Here is a 19,031-nt window from a genome sequence, read left to right as displayed (position 1 = left end):
CAGGGGTTGGAATGATTTTATACTTTTTGCCAGCGTAAGCTTCTGGGGTGGGCAAGGTGAGATATACCAGCAAACCACGACGTACTGTTAACAAGGTGATGATGAGGTGAGACCCTCGATTTGATAAAAACTTGTACTAATCAAACTTGTTGAGTAAAACATACTGATGATACAAATACTGGCTTTCGGGAATACCCATGCAGATGAAACCTCAACTGGTTTTGCTGGCGCAATACGTTTGCATGACATTCACTCCAGTTTACTTTGAAAATGCCATTGAACAGAAAGGAAATGAACGTCGATGAAAGGTTCCTGTTTTTGCGGCAGTATTGCCTTTGACATTGCCGGGGAACTCCCCGATGTCTACCAATGCCATTGTTCGGAATGCCGTAAAACAACGGGTGCTGCCGCCAGTGCTGGCCTGATTCTGGCTAAAGAGAATTTCCGCTGGCTCCAGGGTGAAGAACTCATCAGGACATTCCTGAAAGACTCCGGTTTCCGGGTGCATTTTTGTGGGAACTGTGGCAGCCCCGTGCCCAACCCGATAAACAGGTTCCCCCGGTTTATGTGGGTTCCCGCCGGTTTGATGGATGATGAATTGCCCGTCAAGGTAGCCAATCACGTCTTTGTTGCTTCCAAGGCTGCCTGGGATGACATTGGCGGAACGGCCACGCAGCATCAGGACGTGCCAGATAATTTGTCGGTCTTGGTGCAGAAAGTGCTTGAGTAACCGCAACTGAAAAATAAACACATGGACATTACCCAAATCCCTTTCAACCAACTGATTGGCTTGCAGGCAACAGACCCGGAAAGCAACTTTTTACTTAGCCTGCCTGCCGGTACGCAATACGCCAACCACCTGGGTACGGTACATGGCAGTGCATTGCTAGCGTTAGCGGAGGCGGGTTCCGGTGCATTCCTCATGCGGCAATTCGGCGATGGTACAGGTTTTATTCCGGTAGTGCGTAAGGTGGAGGCCAGATTCCGCAAACCGGCTTCCGGCCAGCTATTTGCCCGCTGCCTGGTAAAGCCGGGAGAGGTTGAACGCTGGAAAGCCGAGTTGGTATCCCGCAAACGCCTGTCGGCAGCGATCCCGATGCAGGTGGTGGATGCTGATGGCGTGGTGGTGCTGTCAGCATCCGTTGAGTGGTTTGTCACCAGCAGGGCAGATGGTTAAGGAGTTGCTATGTTTATCGTTATTTTCCGTGCTACCACCCGCGAACTGGATGCGGAATACAGCGTAACGGCTGCCCGGATGCGTGAACTGGCGATGCAGGAGTTCGGCTGCCTTGATTTCCACTCCGTTTGTGAAGGCAGGGAAGAGATTTCCCTGTCCTACTGGCCCGATGAAGCCAGCATCCGGGCATGGAAAAATCACCCGGAACACCTGTTGGCGCAACAACGGGGGCGTGAACGCTGGTATGAGTCCTACTCAGTGGAAATAGCGCAGGTTTCCCGACAATACCAGGTTACAGGAAAGTAGTGTGTATTTAACGTGAGCTTTGTCTAAGCAGGCATTCGGCAATTTCCCACGCTTCCTTCGCAGCATTGCAGTTGCCTGTCACCTGGGCGGCTACAATAGCACCATCCAGCAAGAGGTTGAGCTGTACGGCCAACTTTTTGGCGGAAGACGGGTGTAGTTCAATGAGCAGGGATTCCAGATAATCGGTCAGCAATTGCTTGTGTCGGGCAGCAGCCTGATGGATGTCCGTGCTGGTATCCTGAAATTCGGCGGAGGCATTGATAAACATGCAGCCAGAAAAATCTGCTTCCCCAAACCATTCATGATGCCATTCAAAGACAGCCTTGAGCTTGTTCAACGGTGCGTTGTACTGTTCTGCATACGCCATCAGCGATGCGCGGAAGGCTTCGTCACGCTGCTTCAATACGGCAAGGATCAGGTGTTGCTTGGATGGAAAATGTTTATACATGGTCATTTTGGCGACACCGGCTTCGGCAATGATGCGGTCGATGCCGATAGCGGTATAGCCACCCTGGGCAAACAGTTCGGTGGCTTTGGCGATCAGGTCTGCTCGCTTGTTTGACATGCAGGTGTTTCTCAATTATTAGATAGAACGGTTTGTCTACTCTTAGCTTGCCATGCCTCGTTTTTGATTGCTAGTATACAGACCTGTCTATATTGTTTGTGAGGAGTTACTGATGCGCCACTATTTTGCAAAAATGAAAGGGGGCGATACATGCCATCCACGAGCCAGTTTCAAACAGGTGATGCTTGCCTGGGCAGGTGGTGTACTGGCGATTGGGACGGTGGCTGCCCTTGCCGATGTCAGCCATGTGCCTTTGGTGCTGGGTTCGTTCGGGGCGAGTTGTGTTTTGCTGTTTGGGTTTCCTGACAGCCCGTTTTCGCAACCACGCAATGTGATTGCGGGGCATTTTCTGGCTTCGCTGACCGGGCTGGTGTTTTTGACGCTACTCGGGGCGCATTGGTGGAGTATGGCATTGGCGACCGGGACAGCCATCGCCCTGATGTTACTTACCCGGACAGTACACCCTCCTGCGGGTTCAAATCCGGTAATCGTGATGCTGACTGCTCCGGCTTGGCAATTTCTGTTGACGCCAACCTTACTGGGGGCGGTTGCGTTGGTGATCGTGGCACTTGTTTTCAATAATCTGCCTAGAGGGCAGGCATATCCGAAATATTGGGTTTAAGGGGATTTCCCTGATGATCCAGTACCAGATAAACATGCCCATTTCCGCAGAGCAGTTCATTGATGTGCTGCGCCGCTCCACGCTAGGGGAACGACGCCCCATTGATGATCATGAATGCATGGAAGGTATGGTGAGCAACAGCAACCTGCTGGTGACAGCATGGGATGGTGGCAAACTGGTCGGCGTGGCACGCTCCATGACCGACTTCCATTACGCCTGTTACCTGTCTGATCTGGCAGTTGATTGCGACTATCAGCGGCAGGGCATCGGCAGGCAACTGCAAATCCTCACCCAGCAGCAATTGGGCAGGCATTGCAAGCTGATACTGATTGCGGCTCCGGCGGCGAATGCGTATTACGGGCATCTCGGCTATACGAATCTGCCACGTTGCTGGGTGTTGGATAGGGATCAGGGCTTGCAGGATTAAACAGGAATGATGGAGATTGAAATGGAGGCTGTGAATGTATCTACCCCCACACTTTGAACAGAAGGATGCGGACGAAATCCGCCGTTTCATCACCGCGAATGCCTTTGCAACGCTGGTGACAGTAGCCGAGGGTGAGCCATTCGCCAGCCACATACCCTTACTGCTGGATGGCGAGGAAAACCTCCGTCTGACCGGGCATCTGGCGAAAGCCAACCCACAATGGCGGCACTTCGAGGCCAACACCCGAACCCTGGCGATTTTCCACGGCGCACACGCCTACATCTCCCCAACGTGGTATGAAAAAGCGGGCGTGCCGACATGGAACTATGCCGCCGTGCATGTTTACGGGCGCATCCGCCTGATTCATGACTCTGATGCCTTGGGCGAACTGGTTAACCGGATGAGTCGGCATTTCGAGGGCGAAGGGGAGCAGGCATGGGTTCCCGCTTACCCGGATAAAATGCTGAATGCCATTGTCGGCTTCGTCATGGAAGTGGATGAAGTGCAGGCGAAATACAAACTCAGCCAGAACCGCAGCCTGGAAGATCGGCAAGGCGTGATCCGCTCACTGCAAACAGGCACTACCGAAAATGAGCGGGAAGTGGCCAGTCTGGTACAGCGCTTTCTTGCGCAGGTTGGAGAGCGGCATGACGGCTGAATTTCGCTTACCCGCAACGCAACCGCGCATGAAAATCGTACTGATGCGTCACGGTAAACCGGATTTCGATTTTTCCCGCAGGATTAATGCGGTGGATTTTGCCCGTATTGCCCACGAATATGACATTGCCCGGCTTGCGGATACCCCGCCCGCTGCGGCCATCAGCATAGCCCGGCAATGCCAGGCAATCGTGTGCAGCGACCTGATCCGCTCAGCGCTTTCAGCCCAAGCGTTGGGGCTTGAAGATATTGCCCTGACCAGCCCTTTGTTCCGGGAATCGCCGCTGCCATACCCCGACTCCGGCGCAGTCCGATTATCCCTGACGGCATGGGCAGTCTTGCTGCGCATTTCCTGGCTGTTGGGGTATTCCCGCAACGCCGAGTCATTCCAGGCAGCAAGGCAACGCGCGCAGAAAGCTACGCACCATCTGGCAGGTCTGGCAGCAGAACACGGCAGTGTATTGCTGGTCGGGCACGGCGTCATGAACCGCTTGCTGGCCAAGGCTTTGCGCAAGCAAGGTTGGCAGGAAACCCAGGCTCCCGGCAGCAAGCACTGGTCATTCGGTGTCTATGAATACCCGGCAGGATACAGATGATCCTGCGCCCTGTTCATAATCATCAAGCTGGAATAGCAGAGATGTCCGGTCGCTTTTGGAAACTTCTCTCCAGTGCCGGTTAGTTCATGCCCCCTCGATTGCCCATAGCAAATTAAGGCTTGGCGCGCAGCCAGCACGTTTTACGGCCACGAAGGCTGCGATTGACCCCATCTCGCGTAGTTGCGCTTCGGACTGTATGCCTGCTTTCAGGAACATCTGGATGGATGCTTTACCAAAATTGGGCATATCGCTAAACATGCTTGCCTCCATTACAAACACTAGCGTGGGGCAGTGGCTGAGCGTACCGTTTTTTGTTATCGGGCTGGGGTTGATTGTCTATGCCCTGCGTTCACCGCGCATGGTCGTGGAAAGCTGATGTAGCAACAAGACTTTGCTTGAGCGCCTCCTGCAAAGGTGTTGTGTGCAATTCACCCACCACAGCATTCAGTCGTCGGCCATCCAGTTGGTGTGGGCGGAACCACAGGTACGACATTTCCGTCACTGCCCGCGCCATGGGGGAAAACAGGCTGGCAACCCGGTACAACCACCATGGTACGGTCTGCTTCTTCAACGGCCTGCCAACGATTTCGGTCAGCGCTGCATACAGCGTGTTGCCGGTCAGGTGATGGCCCTCAAACAGAAAACTTTCATACCCGTCCAGTTTATCCGCTTGCCCAGCCAGACTGACGAAGGCTTGCGCCAGATCGGGCAGATATGCCCAGGAATGCACGGCATCCCAGGCTCCCGGATAGACCAGACGGTTTTTGTGGAGCTTACTGAGAATGGCAAAGTCAAACCATGCGCCACTACTGCCATCACCAAAAAAATCACCGGCACGCAACACGATGGTTTTTATGCCTTGTCGGGAAGCCTCCTCGAAATGCTGTTCCATTTCCACGCGGATTTTCCCCATCGAAGTATCGGCCTGAAACGGCGTGTGTTCATCACAGACGGGCGGGATGCGGGTTCCATAGTTATAAACATTGCCCGGAAACAGATGCACTGCGCCATGTTGCCGCGCTGCCACCACCACATTCCGCGCCAGTTGCATGGCTTTACCCCGCCATTGTGAGTAGGGGGGATTGAGGCTGTTGAAAATGAAATCCGAACCTTCAGTGGCTTTAATCAGCTCGGCGGCTTGCATGGCATCGGCAGCCCGCTGTTCCACCCCCTCGGGCAGGCGTGGCGCGTTGGCGTCGCGGCTGATGACGATGACCTTGTAACCAGCGTGATGAAAAGCGCGGGCGGCGGTATTCCCCAGGCGGCCCTTGCCGCCGAGGATGCTGATGGTTTGCATGATCTGCTGCCTTGTCTGTCAATGAATGATGAGGTAACTTTATCGGTTCATTTCTATTTGTTAAATGGCGAAAAGTGAATGCTTTGGATTCATAATTGAATGGATTGGGATTTAATACGCATTTTTCTGACGGTAGTAGACGCAGGTTCGCTGTCGAAAGCCGGTCAAACATTGGGTATGAGCCAGCCGACCCTGGGGCGGCAGATCAATCGTCTGGAAAAGATTACCGGCCTGACGCTGTTTGTGCGCGGGCGTTCCGGGATGGAACTGAGCGAAGCGGGTCTGAATCTGGTGGAACATGCCCGCGCCATGCAGGCACAGGCTGGGCAATTTGCCCTCAAAGTTGCCGGGAATAGCCAAAGCGTGGCCGGTACGGTGCGCATTACCGCCAGCACAGTGGTCGCGACCTACCTGCTGCCGCCGATACTGGCGCGCCTGCAAGAAGCGGAGCCGAGCATTGGCATTGAGTTGGTTGCCAGCAATACGGTTGAAAATCTGTTGGCGCGTGACGCAGACATTGCGGTGCGGATGTTTCGCCCCACCCAGGGTGACTTGATTGCGCGCAAGGTCAATGAATTGTCTCTGGGTATTTTCGCGGCGCGCCGCTATCTGGAACAGTTTGGCGTTCCATCTTGCATGGCAGAGCTGACGCACCACCGCTTGCTGGGTTACGACCGCGACGAACAGATCATCAATGGCATGAAAGCGTTTGGCATCGGGGCAGAACGCAGCATGTTCACGCTGCGCACCGATGATCAGGTAGCTTATTGGGAATTGCTGAAAGCAGGCGCGGGAATCGGTTTTGCTGCTGCTTTTCTCGCGCGGGAGGCAGCGGATGTGGTGCGTATCCTGCCGGAGGTCAATATTCCGCCTCTGCCAATGTGGTTAACTGTGCATCAGGAACTGCGCACCAGCCTGCGGATTCGGCGTGTGATGGATTTCTTGTCCGAAGCTTTGCAACCGCTGGTCTTGTGACAAGAACTATTATTCTATTCAGTTAAACCGCGCAGTATCGGGGTCAGACCTGATCTTCCCGATCAGGCGTAAACTCCAGCAAATCCCCCGGCTGGCAATCCAGCACCTCGCAGATTTTCGCCAGGGTTTCAAAGCGGATGCCCTTCACCTTGCCGGATTTGAGCAGGGAGACATTCTGCTCGGTAATGCCGATACGTTCGGCCAGTTCCTTGGAGCGCATTTTGCGTTTGGCCAGCATCACATCGAGATTAACGATTATCGGCATGGCATTCACACAATCTGGCGGTTGTCTTCGGCGATAGCGGCGGCTTCACTGAGCGCATAGCCCAGCATCACCATCAGTACGCCGATTAGCGCGATCACAAAATCGTTGCTGGAAAAGCCGATCGCCAACATCCTCTGCCCTTCAGGATTCTGTAACGTCACAATTACTGTCATCAGGGCGCGCACCAGTGGAGTGGTGGCACCGAACACTAACAGCGCCAGCCCGAAACGGTGCAGGTGTGTGCTGATACGCGGATGCAGCCATTCGCCCGCCGCAAACATGCGGAAAATCCCCGCAATCGCAAATAATGCATAAACCAGTACCGCCAGATGCAGGGTGGAAAGCGCGCCACCCGCCAACCTGGTTCCGGCAGTCAGCGTCACCGGGGTGGATGTTGGCAGGCCAGACAGGCTACGTGCCACGTATTCCGCCCACTCCGGTACAGCCCACAGCAACACATTGATCAGCAGGAACAGGATTGCCAGTGCCTGTGAAAACGGAGCCAGCCAGCGCCCCATTCGGGTGGATATGAGAGTCATATTGAACTCCTGGATTGTGTTTACAGGTTAAAATATTAATGCTATACAATAATTATTTCAACCAGAACGGTATTCGATGATGAGAAAAACAATTATGGCTGCTACCGCCGCCTTGTTGCTTGGTGCTTGCACCGCCATCCCGGTAAAAACCCTCTACAAACTGGCGACCACTGACATGATGGCGGTTGACCCGGGAGTCCTGCGGGTCGGGGTGCGGATACCAGACTGGGTTGCCCCACGCCCCGCTGGCGTCAAACTGGAACTGGGTATGCAACAGGAGGGCGCGGAACAAGTCACCGAACGCTTCACCCTTGAATCCATCCCCGCCGCGCTGGAAGGCAAGTCGCTGGCGGCGGAAGCCAAGCCCGGCTATCAGCTCTACGCCTATCGTCTGCCGCCAGCGGACATCCCGCGCTTCGAGGCTTTTCGCACAACCCTGCAAGCGAAAAAGGCGGAAAGCGGCAAGAAGACCCAGGGTTCATTGGGTGTGGGCGTGGATGCCTGCCGCAAGACCGAGTTACCGGAGGGTAAAATTCCAGCCACCACCTATCTGCGGCTGGATACGGAATCCGGCTATCTGCCGCTGGTGGTGGATTACGACCTCAAAAAACCGGTGGAAGGCAAGAGTCTGGCAGAACTGATTCCACCCTGCTGAGCACTTTCGGTCAGGATAGTGGCAGCTGTGGAGCGAGCGCCTGCAACATCCGGAACGACCAAGGAGCACCCCAATGAACGTAAAAATTGTGGATTTCCCTATTCCTGAGCATGAGCAGATGACGGATATTTACCTGCCGCTGAAATAAGCAAAATGCCGATTAACTGCTCTCTTGCCTTGTAGGTAGGTCTCACACGATTATCCAATAACAAAATTAGTATTGAAAAAATACAAAAATAACCTTATTTATAGATAGTGTTTTCACTATTGAGATTCCCGCCATGAAGATCAACGAGCAGGACAAGCAACTCACCCGCATCCGTCTGCTGGAGGCGGCGGCGGATGTGATCACCGAAAAAGGCTTCAAATCCGCCACCATGCGCGAGGTCGCCAAGCGCGCATCAGTTGGTGACGCTACCATCTACAACTACTTCCCCACCAAGGAAAAACTGCTGTACGGCTACTGCGAATACGTGCAGCAGCAGGTGATGCTGGAGTTGAAGGACATCAGCGATTTCCACCAATACAGCCTGCACGAACAGTTGCAGCAACTGGTGGAAACCGAACTGCGCGTGTGGCTGCCCGCCCGCGAATTTCTGCAACAGGTGTTTGAACTGACCTTCGCCATGCCGGTGGCCGGTTACAACCATCTGGAGGAAACCCGCAGGCTGTTCACCGACATGGTGGTGGACATGCTGGACGCGGCCATCGAAGCGGGAGAAATTCCCGACCAGCCTTACCGCGAACTGTTGCCGCGCCTGTTCTGGGACTACATGAATGGCATCCTCGGCTACTGGCTGCGCGACACGTCGGAAGGTTTCGCCAACACCACCCAGGTGGTCGACTGCAGTATGGGACTGGTGGCGAACATCCTCCAGCAGGGCATGGTCGGCAAGCTGCTCGATCTGGCTTCCTTCCTGTTCCGCACTCACATCATGAGCCATGTGGATAGCTGGAAAAGCATCCGCGAGGAACCCGCACTGGCTAACGCCAAACGGCGTTTCATGGAGGGCAAGTGATGAACGAAGGCATCCCCGAAGGCAAATGGGCGCGGGCAGGCATTGTCGGTTCCACCGCCGTCAAACTCGGGCTGGGGCAGCTCAAGCACACGGCCAAACGCCCGTTTCTGTCCAAGCAGCGCCACGTTGAAGCCAAAGAGGAACTGGAAGACCAGAACGCCCGCCTGCTGTTCAACGCCCTGACCCAGCTACGCGGCACCGCCCTCAAGGCCGCGCAGATGCTCAGCATGGAAGTGGAACTGCTGCCGGAGCGTTACCGCAAGGAGCTGGAAAAATCCTACCATCAGGTGCCGCCGCTCAACCGCGTGCTGGTGCGCAAGGTGTTGCAGGAACAGTTCGGCCAGCCGCCCGAAACCCTGTTCGCCGAATTCGACGCGCACGCCTTCGCCGCCGCCAGCCTCGGGCAGGTACACGCCGCCGTATTACCGGATGGCACGCAAGTCGCGGTTAAAATCCAGTACCCCGGCATCCACGTGGCGATGGATAACGACATGAAGCTGCTACGCCAGCTCACCCGTGGTCTGCCCAATTCACCGGTCGTCAAACAGTCACTGGATGAAATCCACGCCCGCTTGCTGGAGGAAGTTGATTACACGCTGGAGGCGGAAAATACCCGCTGGTTTCGGGAGCACCTGCAACTAGAAAGCGTCAGCGTGCCGCGCGTGTTTAGCGATTACAGCACGGAACGGGTACTGACCACCGAGCGTAGTGGCGGCAAGCATCTGCAAGCATGGCTGGCGGAAAACCCTTCGCAGGCAGTGCGTAACCTCGCTGCGCAAAATCTGTATGACCTGTTTGCCTACTCTTTCCATCAATTGCACCGGTTACACGCCGACCCCAACCCCGGCAACTACCTGTTCCATGCCGATGGTTCGCTCACTTTGCTTGATTTCGGCTGCGTCAAACAGATGTCAGGCCACTTTGTCCGCGTATTGCCCGGTTTGCTCAAGGCTTATCACGATGATGATGCCGAGGCCATTTTTTCCCACTACCGGCAGTTAGGTATGCACCATGCCGACCCTGACTCAAAATTGTACGAGGAAGTGTTACGCCCATTTGGGGAGTGGGTAGCCATGCCGTTCAGGGAGGTGAGTTTCGATTTTGGCAAACATGGCGATTACACCAGTAGCGCCCATAAGCTGATCCAGCAACTGGCGCGTTTTGGCGGTCTGGATGCAGTGGCGGATGAATTCATTTTCTTTGATCGTACTATCCATGGCTTGTGCAAGATTTTCGAGCGCATGGGGGCAGAAGTGCGTATCCGCCAGCACTGGTTTGGTGAGGAGCGGGAGGAAATCGTATGACGCTGGCGGATTCGTTACTGTTTTTTGTGTTTGTCGGTAGTGCTGTATTGTATGGTAGTGTCTGGATTGTGGTTGATTGATATGCGGCCAGTGGGAGGGTTCTATGCAGACAAAATTAATTCAACGCGCTATTGATGCCTACGGTGGGGGAGAAGTCTGGTCGCGTGCCAGATACATCGAAGCAGAAGTCAGCGCCAAAGGGCTGGCTTTCGTCCTGAAAGGCCGCCCGTATTTCAATCATGCCAAAATGTTCATGGAGGTCGCCCGCCCGCTCTGTAGGATCACGCCTATCGGCAAGCAGGAAGGTGTCAGCGGTGTACTGGACGGGCTGGCTGTCCGGCTGGAAGATGCCCAAGGTAACGTTATCGCCAGCAGGGAAAACGCCCGGAACTACTTCACCTGGGGGCGACGCCTGCTGTATTGGGACGATCTGGACATGGCTTACTTCGCCAACTACGCCTTTTGGAATTACTTTACGCTGCCAGCCTTGCTGATGAATCAGGCGATCATTTGGGGGGAGCAATCCGGCAGTGTGCTGAAAGCGACGTTTCCTGACAGCATCCCGACTCATAGCAGGGTGCAGTATTTTCGTTTTGACGAGGCAAGTGGGCTGCTGTCCCAGCATGACTATACAGCGCGGATCATCAGCCGTTTCGCCAACGCCGCTAATGTTGTGCAGGAACATGGCAATAGCAACGGGATTCCGTTTACCTCCAGACGCAGGGTAACGCCGGGAACGGGATATGGAAAATACCTGCCCGCGCCAGTCCTGATTGACATCGATGTGCACAACTTCCAGCTGCTGGACGCCAACCGCAACATCATTTAGGTTCGACAGGGGGCTATATCGATGGGCATTACCCGGCTTCCTTGCAATCACAGTTTCCCTCAACACACAGCAATACAGTTGCCTGCCGATGAATATCTGTACTGATCAAATAAGAAAAATCTGAATCTGTATTGGTTTGATTGAGCCTCATAAGCTGGTCTTCCGTAATCACAGGAATTCCATCATGTTTGAGCAAGCTCGCTGCTGGATCGACGGCAGTATCACGCCCGCATCAGAAGCAAAAGTTTCGGTATTCGACCACGGCTTTTTGTATGGCGATGGCGTGTTTGAAGGTGTGCGCTTTTACAACTGCAAAGCCTTCCGCCTGCCCTTGCATCTGAAGCGTTTGCAGCGCTCGGCGGCGGCTTTGCAGCTCACGATTCCGTATTCCAGCGAACAGGTGGTGCAGGCGGTGGCGGAAACGATTGCCGTATCCCCACTGACCGATGGCTATCTGCGCATTATTGTCACGCGTGGGGTCGGGGTACTTGGCATTAATCCGGCAACCTGTATGCAACCGGGCGTGATTATTATTGCCGACCAGTTGCAGATGGTCAGTGATGCACAGCGTGAACAAGGCGTGCGGGCAATCATTGCCTCCACCCGTCGCCTTACCCCCGACCGGCTGGATTCGCGCATCAAAAGCCTCAACTACCTCAACGCCATCCTGGCGCGGATGGAAGCCAACCACGCGGGTGTCGAAGAAGCGATCCTGCTCAACGACCGTGGCTGCGTGGCGGAAGGCACGGCGGACAACCTGTTCATCGTCAGCGATGGCATCTTGCTCACCCCACCCGCGACTGAAGGCGCATTGGCAGGGATCACCCGCCAAACCGTGCTGGAACTGGCGGCAGCCAACGGCATCCCGGCACGGGAAGCGGTGCTCACGCCTTACGACCTGTACAACGCCGACGAATGTTTCCTCACCGGCACGGGCGCGAAACTGATCCCGGTGCGTGAAATCGACGGCAGAAAGATTGCAGAATGCCCCGGAACGCGCTATCAACAACTGACGCAGGCATTTTCCGCCCTGATCCAGCAAGAAACCGGAGACTGATATGAGCACGATCCTCAACTACCGCTACATCAACGAACAGCTTGCCAGTTCAGGCCAGCCGCTGGCGGATGAAATCCAGTCGATTGCCGACGCAGGCTACGAGGCCGTGATCAATCTGGCGATGCCGTATTCGCCGAATGTGCTGGAAGACGAAGGTTTTCGCGTCATCAGCCTGGGGCTGGATTACTACCACATCCCCGTGCCGTGGGAGGAGCCGACACTCGCCCACCTGCAACGCTTCTGCGCCCTGATGCAGATGCTGGAAGGCCGCAAGGTATGGGTGCATTGCGCGCTCAATCACCGGGTTTCTGCCTTTCTTTTCCAGTATCACCGTTTGGTGTTAGGTCTGCCGGAAGCAGAAGCTAAAACCGTGATGCTGCCGGAATGGGAGGCGGATGAGGTCTGGCAGGAATTTCTGCAAATCAACAGTCTGGAGGATGCATGAAAACCATTCCCTTGTTTCAAATCGATACTTTCTTAGCAACATGATCCATAGCTGCTTTGAAGCCTGCCAGAAACAGTCGTTACATCAGGTGCCAATTCCCAGCCCGACCCTGATTATGGTGAAGCAAGGGGAAAAACGCATCTATAACGGGCGCGATGAACTGCGCCTGCCTGCGGGGAGGGCGGTTGTCCTGCCCGCCGGTATTGCACCTGAGATGGAAAACATTCCCGCCGACGGGCGTTACGCTGCTGATTTGTTTTCGCCCCCACGCCGTTGGCAGGAAAATTTTGGTCAGCAATACGGCGAATTATTGACAGACTTGCCCGCCCGACAGGCCAGCTTTGTTCCTGATCCGGCGCTGGAAAGCGCTTTGCAGCAATGCCGCCAGCCACTAACGGAGGGTGGAACAAACCCGGCATGGCAATCCGCCCGGCTGGAACTGGCCTGGCATCAGGTCTTGCTGGAATTGATTCGCTTGCAGGCTGCTGCGGCTTTTTTCCAGACATCCAACCAGCCCCTGGCAGACCGTCTGCGTGAGCTGATCAGTTATGCCCCCAGTCAGGAGTGGCAGGCGGGCAAGGTTGCGCAGCAGCTCAACATGAGCCCGGCCACCTTGCGCCGCCGCTTGCAGGCGGAGGGGACATCGTTCAGCACCCTGTTGCAGGAAAGCCGCATGGCGCAGGCGTTGGGGCTAGTGCTGACTACCCCTAGCGCCATCAACGAGATAGCCTGGCAATGCGGGTATGACTCCCCCACCAGTTTCAGCCATGCGTTCAAAAAACATTTTGCGGTCAGCCCGACGGAATTACGCGCGACCCAACAGGAATGAGCATCTGGAACAGGTATTTGAGCACTTGACGATACCGTCTGGATGCATCATGCGGCGACACTGTACTCCTGATTTTTCACCAAGGGAGTAACCCATGATCCGTTCCATCACTGCCACCCTGTTTGCTTTCGGTATTGCCAGTAGCAGTTTTGCCGAAACCCCGGCGTTTACCCTGCAAAGCCCGGATATTACTGACGGCAAGCCGATGGGCAAGGCGCAGGAGTTAGCCGGTTTCGGTTGTGATGGTGGCAACCATTCCCCGGCGCTGAGCTGGACAGGCGTTCCGCCGGAAACCAAAAGTCTTGCCCTGACCGTGTATGACCCGGATGCACCCACCGGCAGTGGTTGGTGGCATTGGGTGGTGTTTAACATTCCGGCAGACACGACCAGCCTGCCTGCGGATATTGATGCCTCGGGCAAGGGTTTGCCGGAAGGGGCAAGCCAGAGCCTGACCGACTACGGCAAGGCAGGGTTTGGCGGTGCCTGCCCACCGCAAGGTGACAAGCCACACCGTTACCAGTTTACCTTGCACGCATTGAGAACCGACAAGCTGGATTTGGCGGCAGACACCATGCCAGCGATGGTGGGTTTCATGCTACACGCCAATGCTATCGGGCAGGCGAGTCTGGAAACGACTTACCAACGTTGAGCCTGACAGTGATATGAAAACCATTGCCATCCATGCGACTGACATTCCGGTACGCATCAAGCCTTCCGTTTACCCGGAACCCTTTGCCTCACGCATGGCCGGGCGCGAGAAACGCCAGTTGGGTGACTTTTTCGGGCTGAACAATTTTGGTGTTAACCTGACTCGCCTTGCTCCCGGCGCTATTTCAGCCTTGCGCCATTCGCATACCAAACAGGATGAGTTTGTCTACGTTGTGCAGGGTAATCCCACCCTGCATACCAATGAGGGGGCGATCCATCTTGAACCCGGCATGTGCGCCGGTTTTCCGGCAGGTGCAGGCAATGCGGCCAACCTGAGCAACGACACCGATAGCGACGTGCTCTATCTTGAAATCGGTGACCGGACGCCGGGGGATGAAGCCAGTTACCCGGATGATGACCTTCAGGCAACGCTGGTTGATGGCAAGTGGCAATTCACCCATAAGGATGGTTCGCTGTATGACTGAGCGGGTTATTGTCATATCAGTGGCATGTCTGAAATGACTCAAGCCCTGCTGAACCCGGTTCCACCCGCCGGGGATGAAGCCCGTATCGATGCTATTTTCAAGCAGGTGGAAAGTGCCATGGGGCTTGTGCCCGACGGTTTGCGCCTGTACAGCATCAGCCCGCCATTGCTGGAATCCTTTATGGCCTATGTTGGCTATTTCCGTCAGCATCCCACCTTGAGTGGCCAACTGCTGGCCATGATCCGTTATCTGGGGTCGGCGCAGGCTGGCTGCCGGTTCTGCATCGACATGAACGAAGGTTTTCTGGTGCAGATGGGGGCTGACCTGGATGAGGTACGTGCCGCTCGTGAAGATGCCAGCAAAGCGCCATTACCTGACAATGAAAAAGTGTTGCTCAATCTGGCGCTTAAAGCAGTTAACGATCCGGATGGCGTGAATCAGGCTGATCTGGACGCAGCACGAGGCGAGGGCTGGACTGACCGTGATCTTTTCGATGTCGTTGTGCAGGCAGGTAATAACCGTGCGTTCAACTATGTCCTGAAAACCTTCAAGGTTGAGCATCAGGGTGTGTTTTCCTGAAACTGATCGGCCTTCACAGGCAGCGATGGGAGGAGAGGTTTTACCGGACGTGTAGAACCTCTTCTTCCTGGATGGCTTCACTCAGCTGTCCAGGGTATTGGCGGTGGCGCGTTGATCTCGCAACGGGTCGCCGCCTCGGGCTTCTCATGCGCGAGATAGCGTTCATACATCAGTTCATCGCGGTTGAAGCCCTGCGCTTCAGCAACAGCGATCACCGCCTCAATCAGGCCGGGGGAGCCGCAGATATAAATATCAGGTCTGACCTCGGCGGCCTTCAGCGCTTCCGCAAACGCAGCTACCGCTGATCCCCGGTATCCTTCCCAGCCATCTTCTGCCTGTGTTGCGCAAATCTGGTACTCCAGGTTCGGGTAAGTCGCCGCCAGATCGCGTAATTCCTGCTGAAAAAAGACTTCTTCAGTGCTCCAGACGCCGAAGAACAGTTTGGCCGGGTGCGGTTCCCCCCATTCGGCCATGCGCCGCAGCATGGAAATGATCGACGCCAGCCCGCAACCGCCTGCCACGAAGTAGCGTGGGCGCAAACCATTATCCCGCAACACGAAAGTGCCTTGTGGGCCTTCCAGCCGCAGTTTCATGCCGGGAACGGTGGTTTCGTGCAGGAAGGTGGAGAATTTGCCGAAAGCACGCAGTTTGACCAGGCATTCCAGCGAGCCATCCCAGTTGGGTGCGTTCGCCAGTGAGTAGGCGCGTTTGATGTCGGTGTCGGGAATGAACAGTTCCACGAATTGCCCCGGTTCAAAATCCAGGGTCGGGTTGCCGTCTTCATCCGGCAACAATTGCAGGTTGAGTTTGACGGTATCTTCGGTCAGGTAGGTTTTGGCGACGATTTCGGCTTCACGCACCGGCAAGGTTTCAAACCGCACCAGATTGTAGGTGTAGGGCAGGCGCAGGCTCATGTCACTGTGCGGAAACGTGCAGCACAGCAACACCTGTTGCTGGGCGCGGTCAGCGTCGTTCAGGGCGTCGCGGCTGTATTCGCCCAAGGTGTATTCGCCCGTATCGCAATGGGCAATGCACGCACCGCAAGAGCCCATATGGCATTGGGCGGCGAGGAAAATATTGGCTTTTTCCGCTGCTGTGATCAGGTCTTCGCCTTCATCGCAGGTGAAGGAAAGGGTCTGCGCGTCGCTGGTGGTCAACTGGATTTGGTAGGCTGGCATGGTTGATTCCCGTAGGGGCAGACCCCCGTGTCTGCCATTTTTCCGAATATTTGCCATGAGAGGGCAGGCACGGGGGCCTGCCCCTACAACGGGTGTGGATCAGGCGGCGGCCTGACCAAGGGCGGTTTGCAGATCTTCTTCCGGCGTATGGTTCACCCGCAGGTCAAAGCGTTCTGTCAGTACAGCAAGCAGGTTAGGCGTCAGGTAAGGCGGCAGGCTGGGGCCGAGGTGGATGCCTTTCACGCCTGCCGCCAGCAGGGACAGCAACACGGCAGTCGCTTTCTGCTCAAACCAGGAAACCATCAGCGACAACGGCAAGTCATTGACCCCGCATTCAAATGCCCCGGCCAGCGCCGACGCTACCTTGATGGCGGAATAGGAGTCGTTGCACTGCCCCATGTCCAGCAGGCGCGGAATGCCGCCGATGTCGCCGTAGTCGTTCTGGTTGAAGCGGTATTTGGCGCAGCCGACGGTCAGCATGATGCTGTTTGCCGGGGTCTTGTCCGCCAGTTCGGTGTAGTAATTGCGCCCCGGTTTGGCGCCATCGCAGCCGCCAATCACGAAGAAGTGCTGGATCGCACCGGATTTGACCGCATCCACCACTTTGTCGGCTACGCCCAGCACGGTCTTGTGGCCAAAACCGGTGGTAATGAATTTTGCTTCAGAATCTTCCTTGAAACCCGGCAGCGCTTTGGCGGCCTGGATTGCGGGTGCGTAATTGCCGTTGTCGATGTGGCGTACACCCGGCCAGCCTACCGGGCCGGTGGTGAAGATGCGTTGGCGGTAACTTTTGGCCGGTTCAATGATGCAGTTGGAGGTCAGTACGATCGGGCCGGGGAAGTCGGCGAATTCCTGCTGCTGATCCTGCCATGCGCCGCCGTAGTTGCCGACCAGATGCGGGTATTTTTTCAGGCCGGGGTAAGCGTGGGCGGGGAGCATTTCGCCGTGGGTGTAGACGTTGATGCCCTGATCCTTGGTTTGCTCCAGGATTTGCCCCATGTCGTGCAAATCGTGCCCACTGACCAGCAGGCACTTCCCCGCCACCGGGGTGACGCGCACTTGGGTAATTTCCTGGTCGCCGAACGTGCCGTTGTTGGCGCGATCCAGCAAATCCATGACTTGCAGGTTCAGTTGGCCGACCGCCAGCGCCTGCCCCAGCAGTTCTTCAATATCGGTAGGGTTAGTGGTCAGGTAGGCCAGAATGCGCTCGACTTCGGCATCAATCGCATCTTCCTGATAGCCCAGCATCCGCGCATGGTGGGAATAGGCGCACACGCCTTTCATGCCGTAAGTGATCAGCACCCGCAGGCCATTCACGTCTTCGCCAACAATGTCGTGATCCTTGTTCACCACCGCCACGGATTCCTGTTTGAGAATGTCATCCATGTTGTTGGCAGGCTGGAATTGAGCCGGGCCGTCGGGTTCCTCGACGGGCTTACCCTGATCGGTGGCAGCTTCGCTGTATTTTGTCTTGATGCTGTCGCGGATTCTGGCGGCTTCGTGGATCATGTTGACGAAACGGGTCGCAGTGAAGTTGACGTTGGTCAGGGTAGTGAAAAAGCCGTACTGGATGAAGTCATCCACCGCCTTATCGACCACGCCCACGCTGCGGGCCAGTTGCGCATACTGGGCAATGCCCTTGATCTGGTAAATCAGGATGTCCTGAAGGTCGGACGTGGTGGCATCTTTACCGCAGGCGCCTTTGTCGCTGGCGCATCCGGCAGTAGTATCGGTACGTAGGGTTTGCTCGCATTGATAGCAAAACATGGGGTCTCCTCCTTCCTTTAATTGAGTAGCGGCGTCGGTTATTCTGGGTATTCCAGATCAGGTTTGCCTTGACCGCCGTCAAGTCCCTCCATTACGCTCAGGAATAGTATTACCCCCGTTCAAGAGATGAAGCATGGAGCAGTTATTGCGTGTTGCACCGCCTTTCCACAATCTGAATCAAGCTGAACTGTTACCCATCGCCAATGCGTCCCGTAAGATGACCTGTGCTACAGGGCAGCAGCTTTTCGCCCAAGGCGACCCCTCCGTGCATTTTTTTCTGGTGCTCAAAGGCAGTGTACGCCTGTACCGCCTGACTTCGGATGGCCGGGAAAAAGTGATCGAAATCATTCCGGCAGGGGAAACGTTTGCCGAATCGGTGGCTCTGCTGGACAAGCCTTACCCTGTTCATGCCTGCACGATTGACGTGGTTGAGATGGTACTCATCCCGGCGGTGGTGCTCAGGGAGCAAATCCGCCGGAACAGCGATTTGGCGATCAAGATGCTGGCCAACCTGAGTCGGCGGGTGCACCGGTTTGTGAATGACATCCAGATGTTGAGCATGGCTACTGCGCAGCAGAAGGTCGCGGGCTATTTCCTGGCTTTCATGGAAGAGGAGGGCAATGAGCAATGCCTGCACCTGCCATCTTCCAAGGCAGTGGTGGCATCCCGGCTGGGTTTACAGCCGGAAACCTTTTCACGGGTGTTGGGCAGGATGAAGGAGCAGGGCGTGATCCGCGAGGAACCTACGCAGCTCGTGGTGCTGGAGCTGGGCAGGTTGCGCCAGTTGCGGGATGGATAAGGCTGGCCTGA

The 19,031-nt window shown here is 55.7% G+C and carries 27 protein-coding genes; 20 read left to right on the top strand and 7 right to left on the bottom strand.

Annotation, left to right across the window (positions count from 1 at the left end; genetic code table 11):
• The first annotated feature begins 301 nt into the window (after positions 1-301).
• The 3 genes from THINI_RS11190 to THINI_RS11180 are packed head-to-tail and all read left to right on the top strand — an operon-like array spanning position 302 to position 1,483.
• Positions 302-730, top strand: coding sequence for a GFA family protein (locus THINI_RS11190; RefSeq protein ID WP_002708703.1), 429 nt, complete (start codon positions 302-304; stop codon positions 728-730).
• A gap of 21 nt (positions 731-751) precedes the next feature.
• The gene (locus THINI_RS11185; protein ID WP_002708702.1) at positions 752-1,177 is read left to right on the top strand and encodes a PaaI family thioesterase; all 426 of its coding nucleotides are present in this window, start codon (positions 752-754) and stop codon (positions 1,175-1,177) included.
• 9 nt (positions 1,178-1,186) lie between these two features.
• Positions 1,187-1,483, top strand: a complete 297-nt coding sequence (locus tag THINI_RS11180; RefSeq protein ID WP_002708701.1) for an antibiotic biosynthesis monooxygenase family protein — start codon at positions 1,187-1,189, stop codon at positions 1,481-1,483.
• Between the two features lie 7 nt (positions 1,484-1,490).
• Here the strand turns inward: THINI_RS11180 and THINI_RS11175 are convergent, their stop codons facing one another.
• Positions 1,491-2,048 carry a TetR/AcrR family transcriptional regulator gene (locus THINI_RS11175; RefSeq protein WP_002708700.1) on the bottom strand — a complete coding sequence of 186 codons (558 nt, stop codon included), beginning with the start codon at positions 2,046-2,048 and terminating at the stop codon, positions 1,491-1,493.
• Positions 2,049-2,160: 112 nt separating this feature from the next.
• Here THINI_RS11175 and THINI_RS11170 point away from each other — a divergent pair, with 112 nt between their 5' ends.
• Genes THINI_RS11170 through THINI_RS11155 form a run of 4 tightly spaced genes read left to right on the top strand, consistent with a single transcriptional unit; the run spans position 2,161 to position 4,350 of the window.
• Positions 2,161-2,670, top strand: coding sequence for an HPP family protein (locus THINI_RS11170; RefSeq protein ID WP_002708699.1), 510 nt, complete (start codon positions 2,161-2,163; stop codon positions 2,668-2,670).
• 13 nt (positions 2,671-2,683) lie between these two features.
• Positions 2,684-3,097 (top strand): GNAT family N-acetyltransferase, encoded by a 414-nt coding sequence (locus tag THINI_RS11165; protein WP_002708698.1) that lies wholly within the window; start codon positions 2,684-2,686, stop codon positions 3,095-3,097.
• Between the two features lie 34 nt (positions 3,098-3,131).
• Entirely contained in the window at positions 3,132-3,755 is a 624-nt protein-coding gene (locus THINI_RS11160; RefSeq protein WP_002708697.1) for an FMN-binding negative transcriptional regulator, read from the top strand.
• On the top strand, positions 3,745-4,350 hold the full coding sequence (locus THINI_RS11155) for a histidine phosphatase family protein (protein ID WP_002708696.1): 606 nt from the start codon (positions 3,745-3,747) through the stop codon (positions 4,348-4,350). Before THINI_RS11160 ends, THINI_RS11155 begins: the two co-directional genes overlap by 11 nt.
• Before the next feature lie 84 nt (positions 4,351-4,434).
• Here the strand turns inward: THINI_RS11155 and THINI_RS27265 are convergent, their stop codons facing one another.
• Positions 4,435-4,566, bottom strand: a complete 132-nt coding sequence (locus THINI_RS27265) for a TfoX/Sxy family DNA transformation protein (protein WP_425358296.1) — start codon at positions 4,564-4,566, stop codon at positions 4,435-4,437.
• Between the two features lie 4 nt (positions 4,567-4,570).
• Here THINI_RS27265 and THINI_RS25680 point away from each other — a divergent pair, with 4 nt between their 5' ends.
• Positions 4,571-4,726 (top strand): hypothetical protein, encoded by a 156-nt coding sequence (locus tag THINI_RS25680; protein WP_169314570.1) that lies wholly within the window; start codon positions 4,571-4,573, stop codon positions 4,724-4,726.
• Here THINI_RS25680 and THINI_RS11145 read toward each other — a convergent pair.
• Positions 4,700-5,647 (bottom strand): NAD-dependent epimerase/dehydratase family protein, encoded by a 948-nt coding sequence (locus THINI_RS11145; protein WP_002708694.1) that lies wholly within the window; start codon positions 5,645-5,647, stop codon positions 4,700-4,702. The genes THINI_RS25680 and THINI_RS11145 overlap by 27 nt on opposite strands.
• Positions 5,648-5,746: 99 nt before the next feature.
• Here THINI_RS11145 and THINI_RS11140 point away from each other — a divergent pair, with 99 nt between their 5' ends.
• The gene (locus THINI_RS11140) at positions 5,747-6,622 is read left to right on the top strand and encodes a LysR family transcriptional regulator (RefSeq protein ID WP_002708693.1); all 876 of its coding nucleotides are present in this window, start codon (positions 5,747-5,749) and stop codon (positions 6,620-6,622) included.
• Between the two features lie 43 nt (positions 6,623-6,665).
• On the opposite strand, the gene THINI_RS11135 is transcribed toward THINI_RS11140, so the two are convergent.
• Both THINI_RS11135 and THINI_RS11130 read right to left on the bottom strand, forming a co-directional pair.
• Positions 6,666-6,887 carry a helix-turn-helix domain-containing protein gene (locus tag THINI_RS11135; RefSeq protein ID WP_002708692.1) on the bottom strand — a complete coding sequence of 74 codons (222 nt, stop codon included), beginning with the start codon at positions 6,885-6,887 and terminating at the stop codon, positions 6,666-6,668.
• A gap of 5 nt (positions 6,888-6,892) precedes the next feature.
• Entirely contained in the window at positions 6,893-7,426 is a 534-nt protein-coding gene (locus THINI_RS11130; RefSeq protein ID WP_002708691.1) for a DUF2975 domain-containing protein, read from the bottom strand.
• Positions 7,427-7,520: 94 nt separating this feature from the next.
• On the opposite strand from THINI_RS11130, the gene THINI_RS11125 reads away from it, so the two are divergent.
• The 10 genes from THINI_RS11125 (at position 7,521) to THINI_RS11080 (ending at position 15,276) form a co-directional block, all read left to right on the top strand.
• Positions 7,521-8,081: a hypothetical protein gene (locus THINI_RS11125; protein WP_002708690.1), complete on the top strand. Its 561-nt coding sequence runs from the start codon at positions 7,521-7,523 to the stop codon at positions 8,079-8,081.
• Positions 8,082-8,362: 281 nt separating this feature from the next.
• Positions 8,363-9,100 (top strand): TetR/AcrR family transcriptional regulator, encoded by a 738-nt coding sequence (locus THINI_RS11120; RefSeq protein ID WP_002708689.1) that lies wholly within the window; start codon positions 8,363-8,365, stop codon positions 9,098-9,100.
• The gene (locus THINI_RS11115; RefSeq protein WP_002708688.1) at positions 9,100-10,404 is read left to right on the top strand and encodes an ABC1 kinase family protein; all 1,305 of its coding nucleotides are present in this window, start codon (positions 9,100-9,102) and stop codon (positions 10,402-10,404) included. The genes THINI_RS11120 and THINI_RS11115 overlap by 1 nt, the downstream gene beginning before the upstream one ends.
• Positions 10,405-10,507: 103 nt before the next feature.
• Positions 10,508-11,233 carry a hypothetical protein gene (locus THINI_RS11110; protein WP_002708687.1) on the top strand — a complete coding sequence of 242 codons (726 nt, stop codon included), beginning with the start codon at positions 10,508-10,510 and terminating at the stop codon, positions 11,231-11,233.
• Between the two features lie 184 nt (positions 11,234-11,417).
• Positions 11,418-12,290: a branched-chain-amino-acid transaminase gene (gene ilvE / locus THINI_RS11105; RefSeq protein WP_002708686.1), complete on the top strand. Its 873-nt coding sequence runs from the start codon at positions 11,418-11,420 to the stop codon at positions 12,288-12,290.
• 1 nt (position 12,291) lies between these two features.
• A complete protein-coding gene (locus tag THINI_RS11100) occupies positions 12,292-12,735 on the top strand; it encodes a protein tyrosine phosphatase family protein (protein WP_002708685.1) in 444 nt (147 codons plus the stop codon).
• Positions 12,736-12,775: 40 nt separating this feature from the next.
• The gene (locus tag THINI_RS23415; RefSeq protein WP_002708684.1) at positions 12,776-13,564 is read left to right on the top strand and encodes an AraC family transcriptional regulator; all 789 of its coding nucleotides are present in this window, start codon (positions 12,776-12,778) and stop codon (positions 13,562-13,564) included.
• Between the two features lie 94 nt (positions 13,565-13,658).
• Positions 13,659-14,213: a YbhB/YbcL family Raf kinase inhibitor-like protein gene (locus tag THINI_RS11090; RefSeq protein ID WP_002708683.1), complete on the top strand. Its 555-nt coding sequence runs from the start codon at positions 13,659-13,661 to the stop codon at positions 14,211-14,213.
• 13 nt (positions 14,214-14,226) lie between these two features.
• The gene (locus tag THINI_RS11085) at positions 14,227-14,697 is read left to right on the top strand and encodes a cupin domain-containing protein (protein ID WP_002708682.1); all 471 of its coding nucleotides are present in this window, start codon (positions 14,227-14,229) and stop codon (positions 14,695-14,697) included.
• A 24-nt stretch (positions 14,698-14,721) separates the two neighbouring features.
• A complete protein-coding gene (locus THINI_RS11080) occupies positions 14,722-15,276 on the top strand; it encodes a carboxymuconolactone decarboxylase family protein (RefSeq protein WP_002708681.1) in 555 nt (184 codons plus the stop codon).
• A gap of 77 nt (positions 15,277-15,353) precedes the next feature.
• Here THINI_RS11080 and THINI_RS11075 read toward each other — a convergent pair whose 3' ends face one another.
• Together THINI_RS11075 and hcp are read right to left on the bottom strand one after the other, a co-directional pair.
• On the bottom strand, positions 15,354-16,454 hold the full coding sequence (locus tag THINI_RS11075; protein WP_002708680.1) for a 2Fe-2S iron-sulfur cluster-binding protein: 1,101 nt from the start codon (positions 16,452-16,454) through the stop codon (positions 15,354-15,356).
• A gap of 99 nt (positions 16,455-16,553) precedes the next feature.
• The gene (gene hcp, locus THINI_RS11070) at positions 16,554-18,221 is read right to left on the bottom strand and encodes a hydroxylamine reductase (RefSeq protein WP_002708679.1); all 1,668 of its coding nucleotides are present in this window, start codon (positions 18,219-18,221) and stop codon (positions 16,554-16,556) included.
• A 133-nt stretch (positions 18,222-18,354) separates the two neighbouring features.
• On the opposite strand from hcp, the gene THINI_RS11065 reads away from it, so the two are divergent.
• Entirely contained in the window at positions 18,355-19,020 is a 666-nt protein-coding gene (locus tag THINI_RS11065; protein ID WP_002708678.1) for a Crp/Fnr family transcriptional regulator, read from the top strand.
• The last annotated feature ends 11 nt before the right edge of the window (positions 19,021-19,031 follow it).

The organism is Thiothrix nivea DSM 5205, assembly GCF_000260135.1.
Classification (GTDB): Bacteria; Pseudomonadota; Gammaproteobacteria; order Thiotrichales; family Thiotrichaceae; genus Thiothrix; species Thiothrix nivea.
This window is presented reverse-complemented; position numbering and strand designations above follow the sequence as displayed.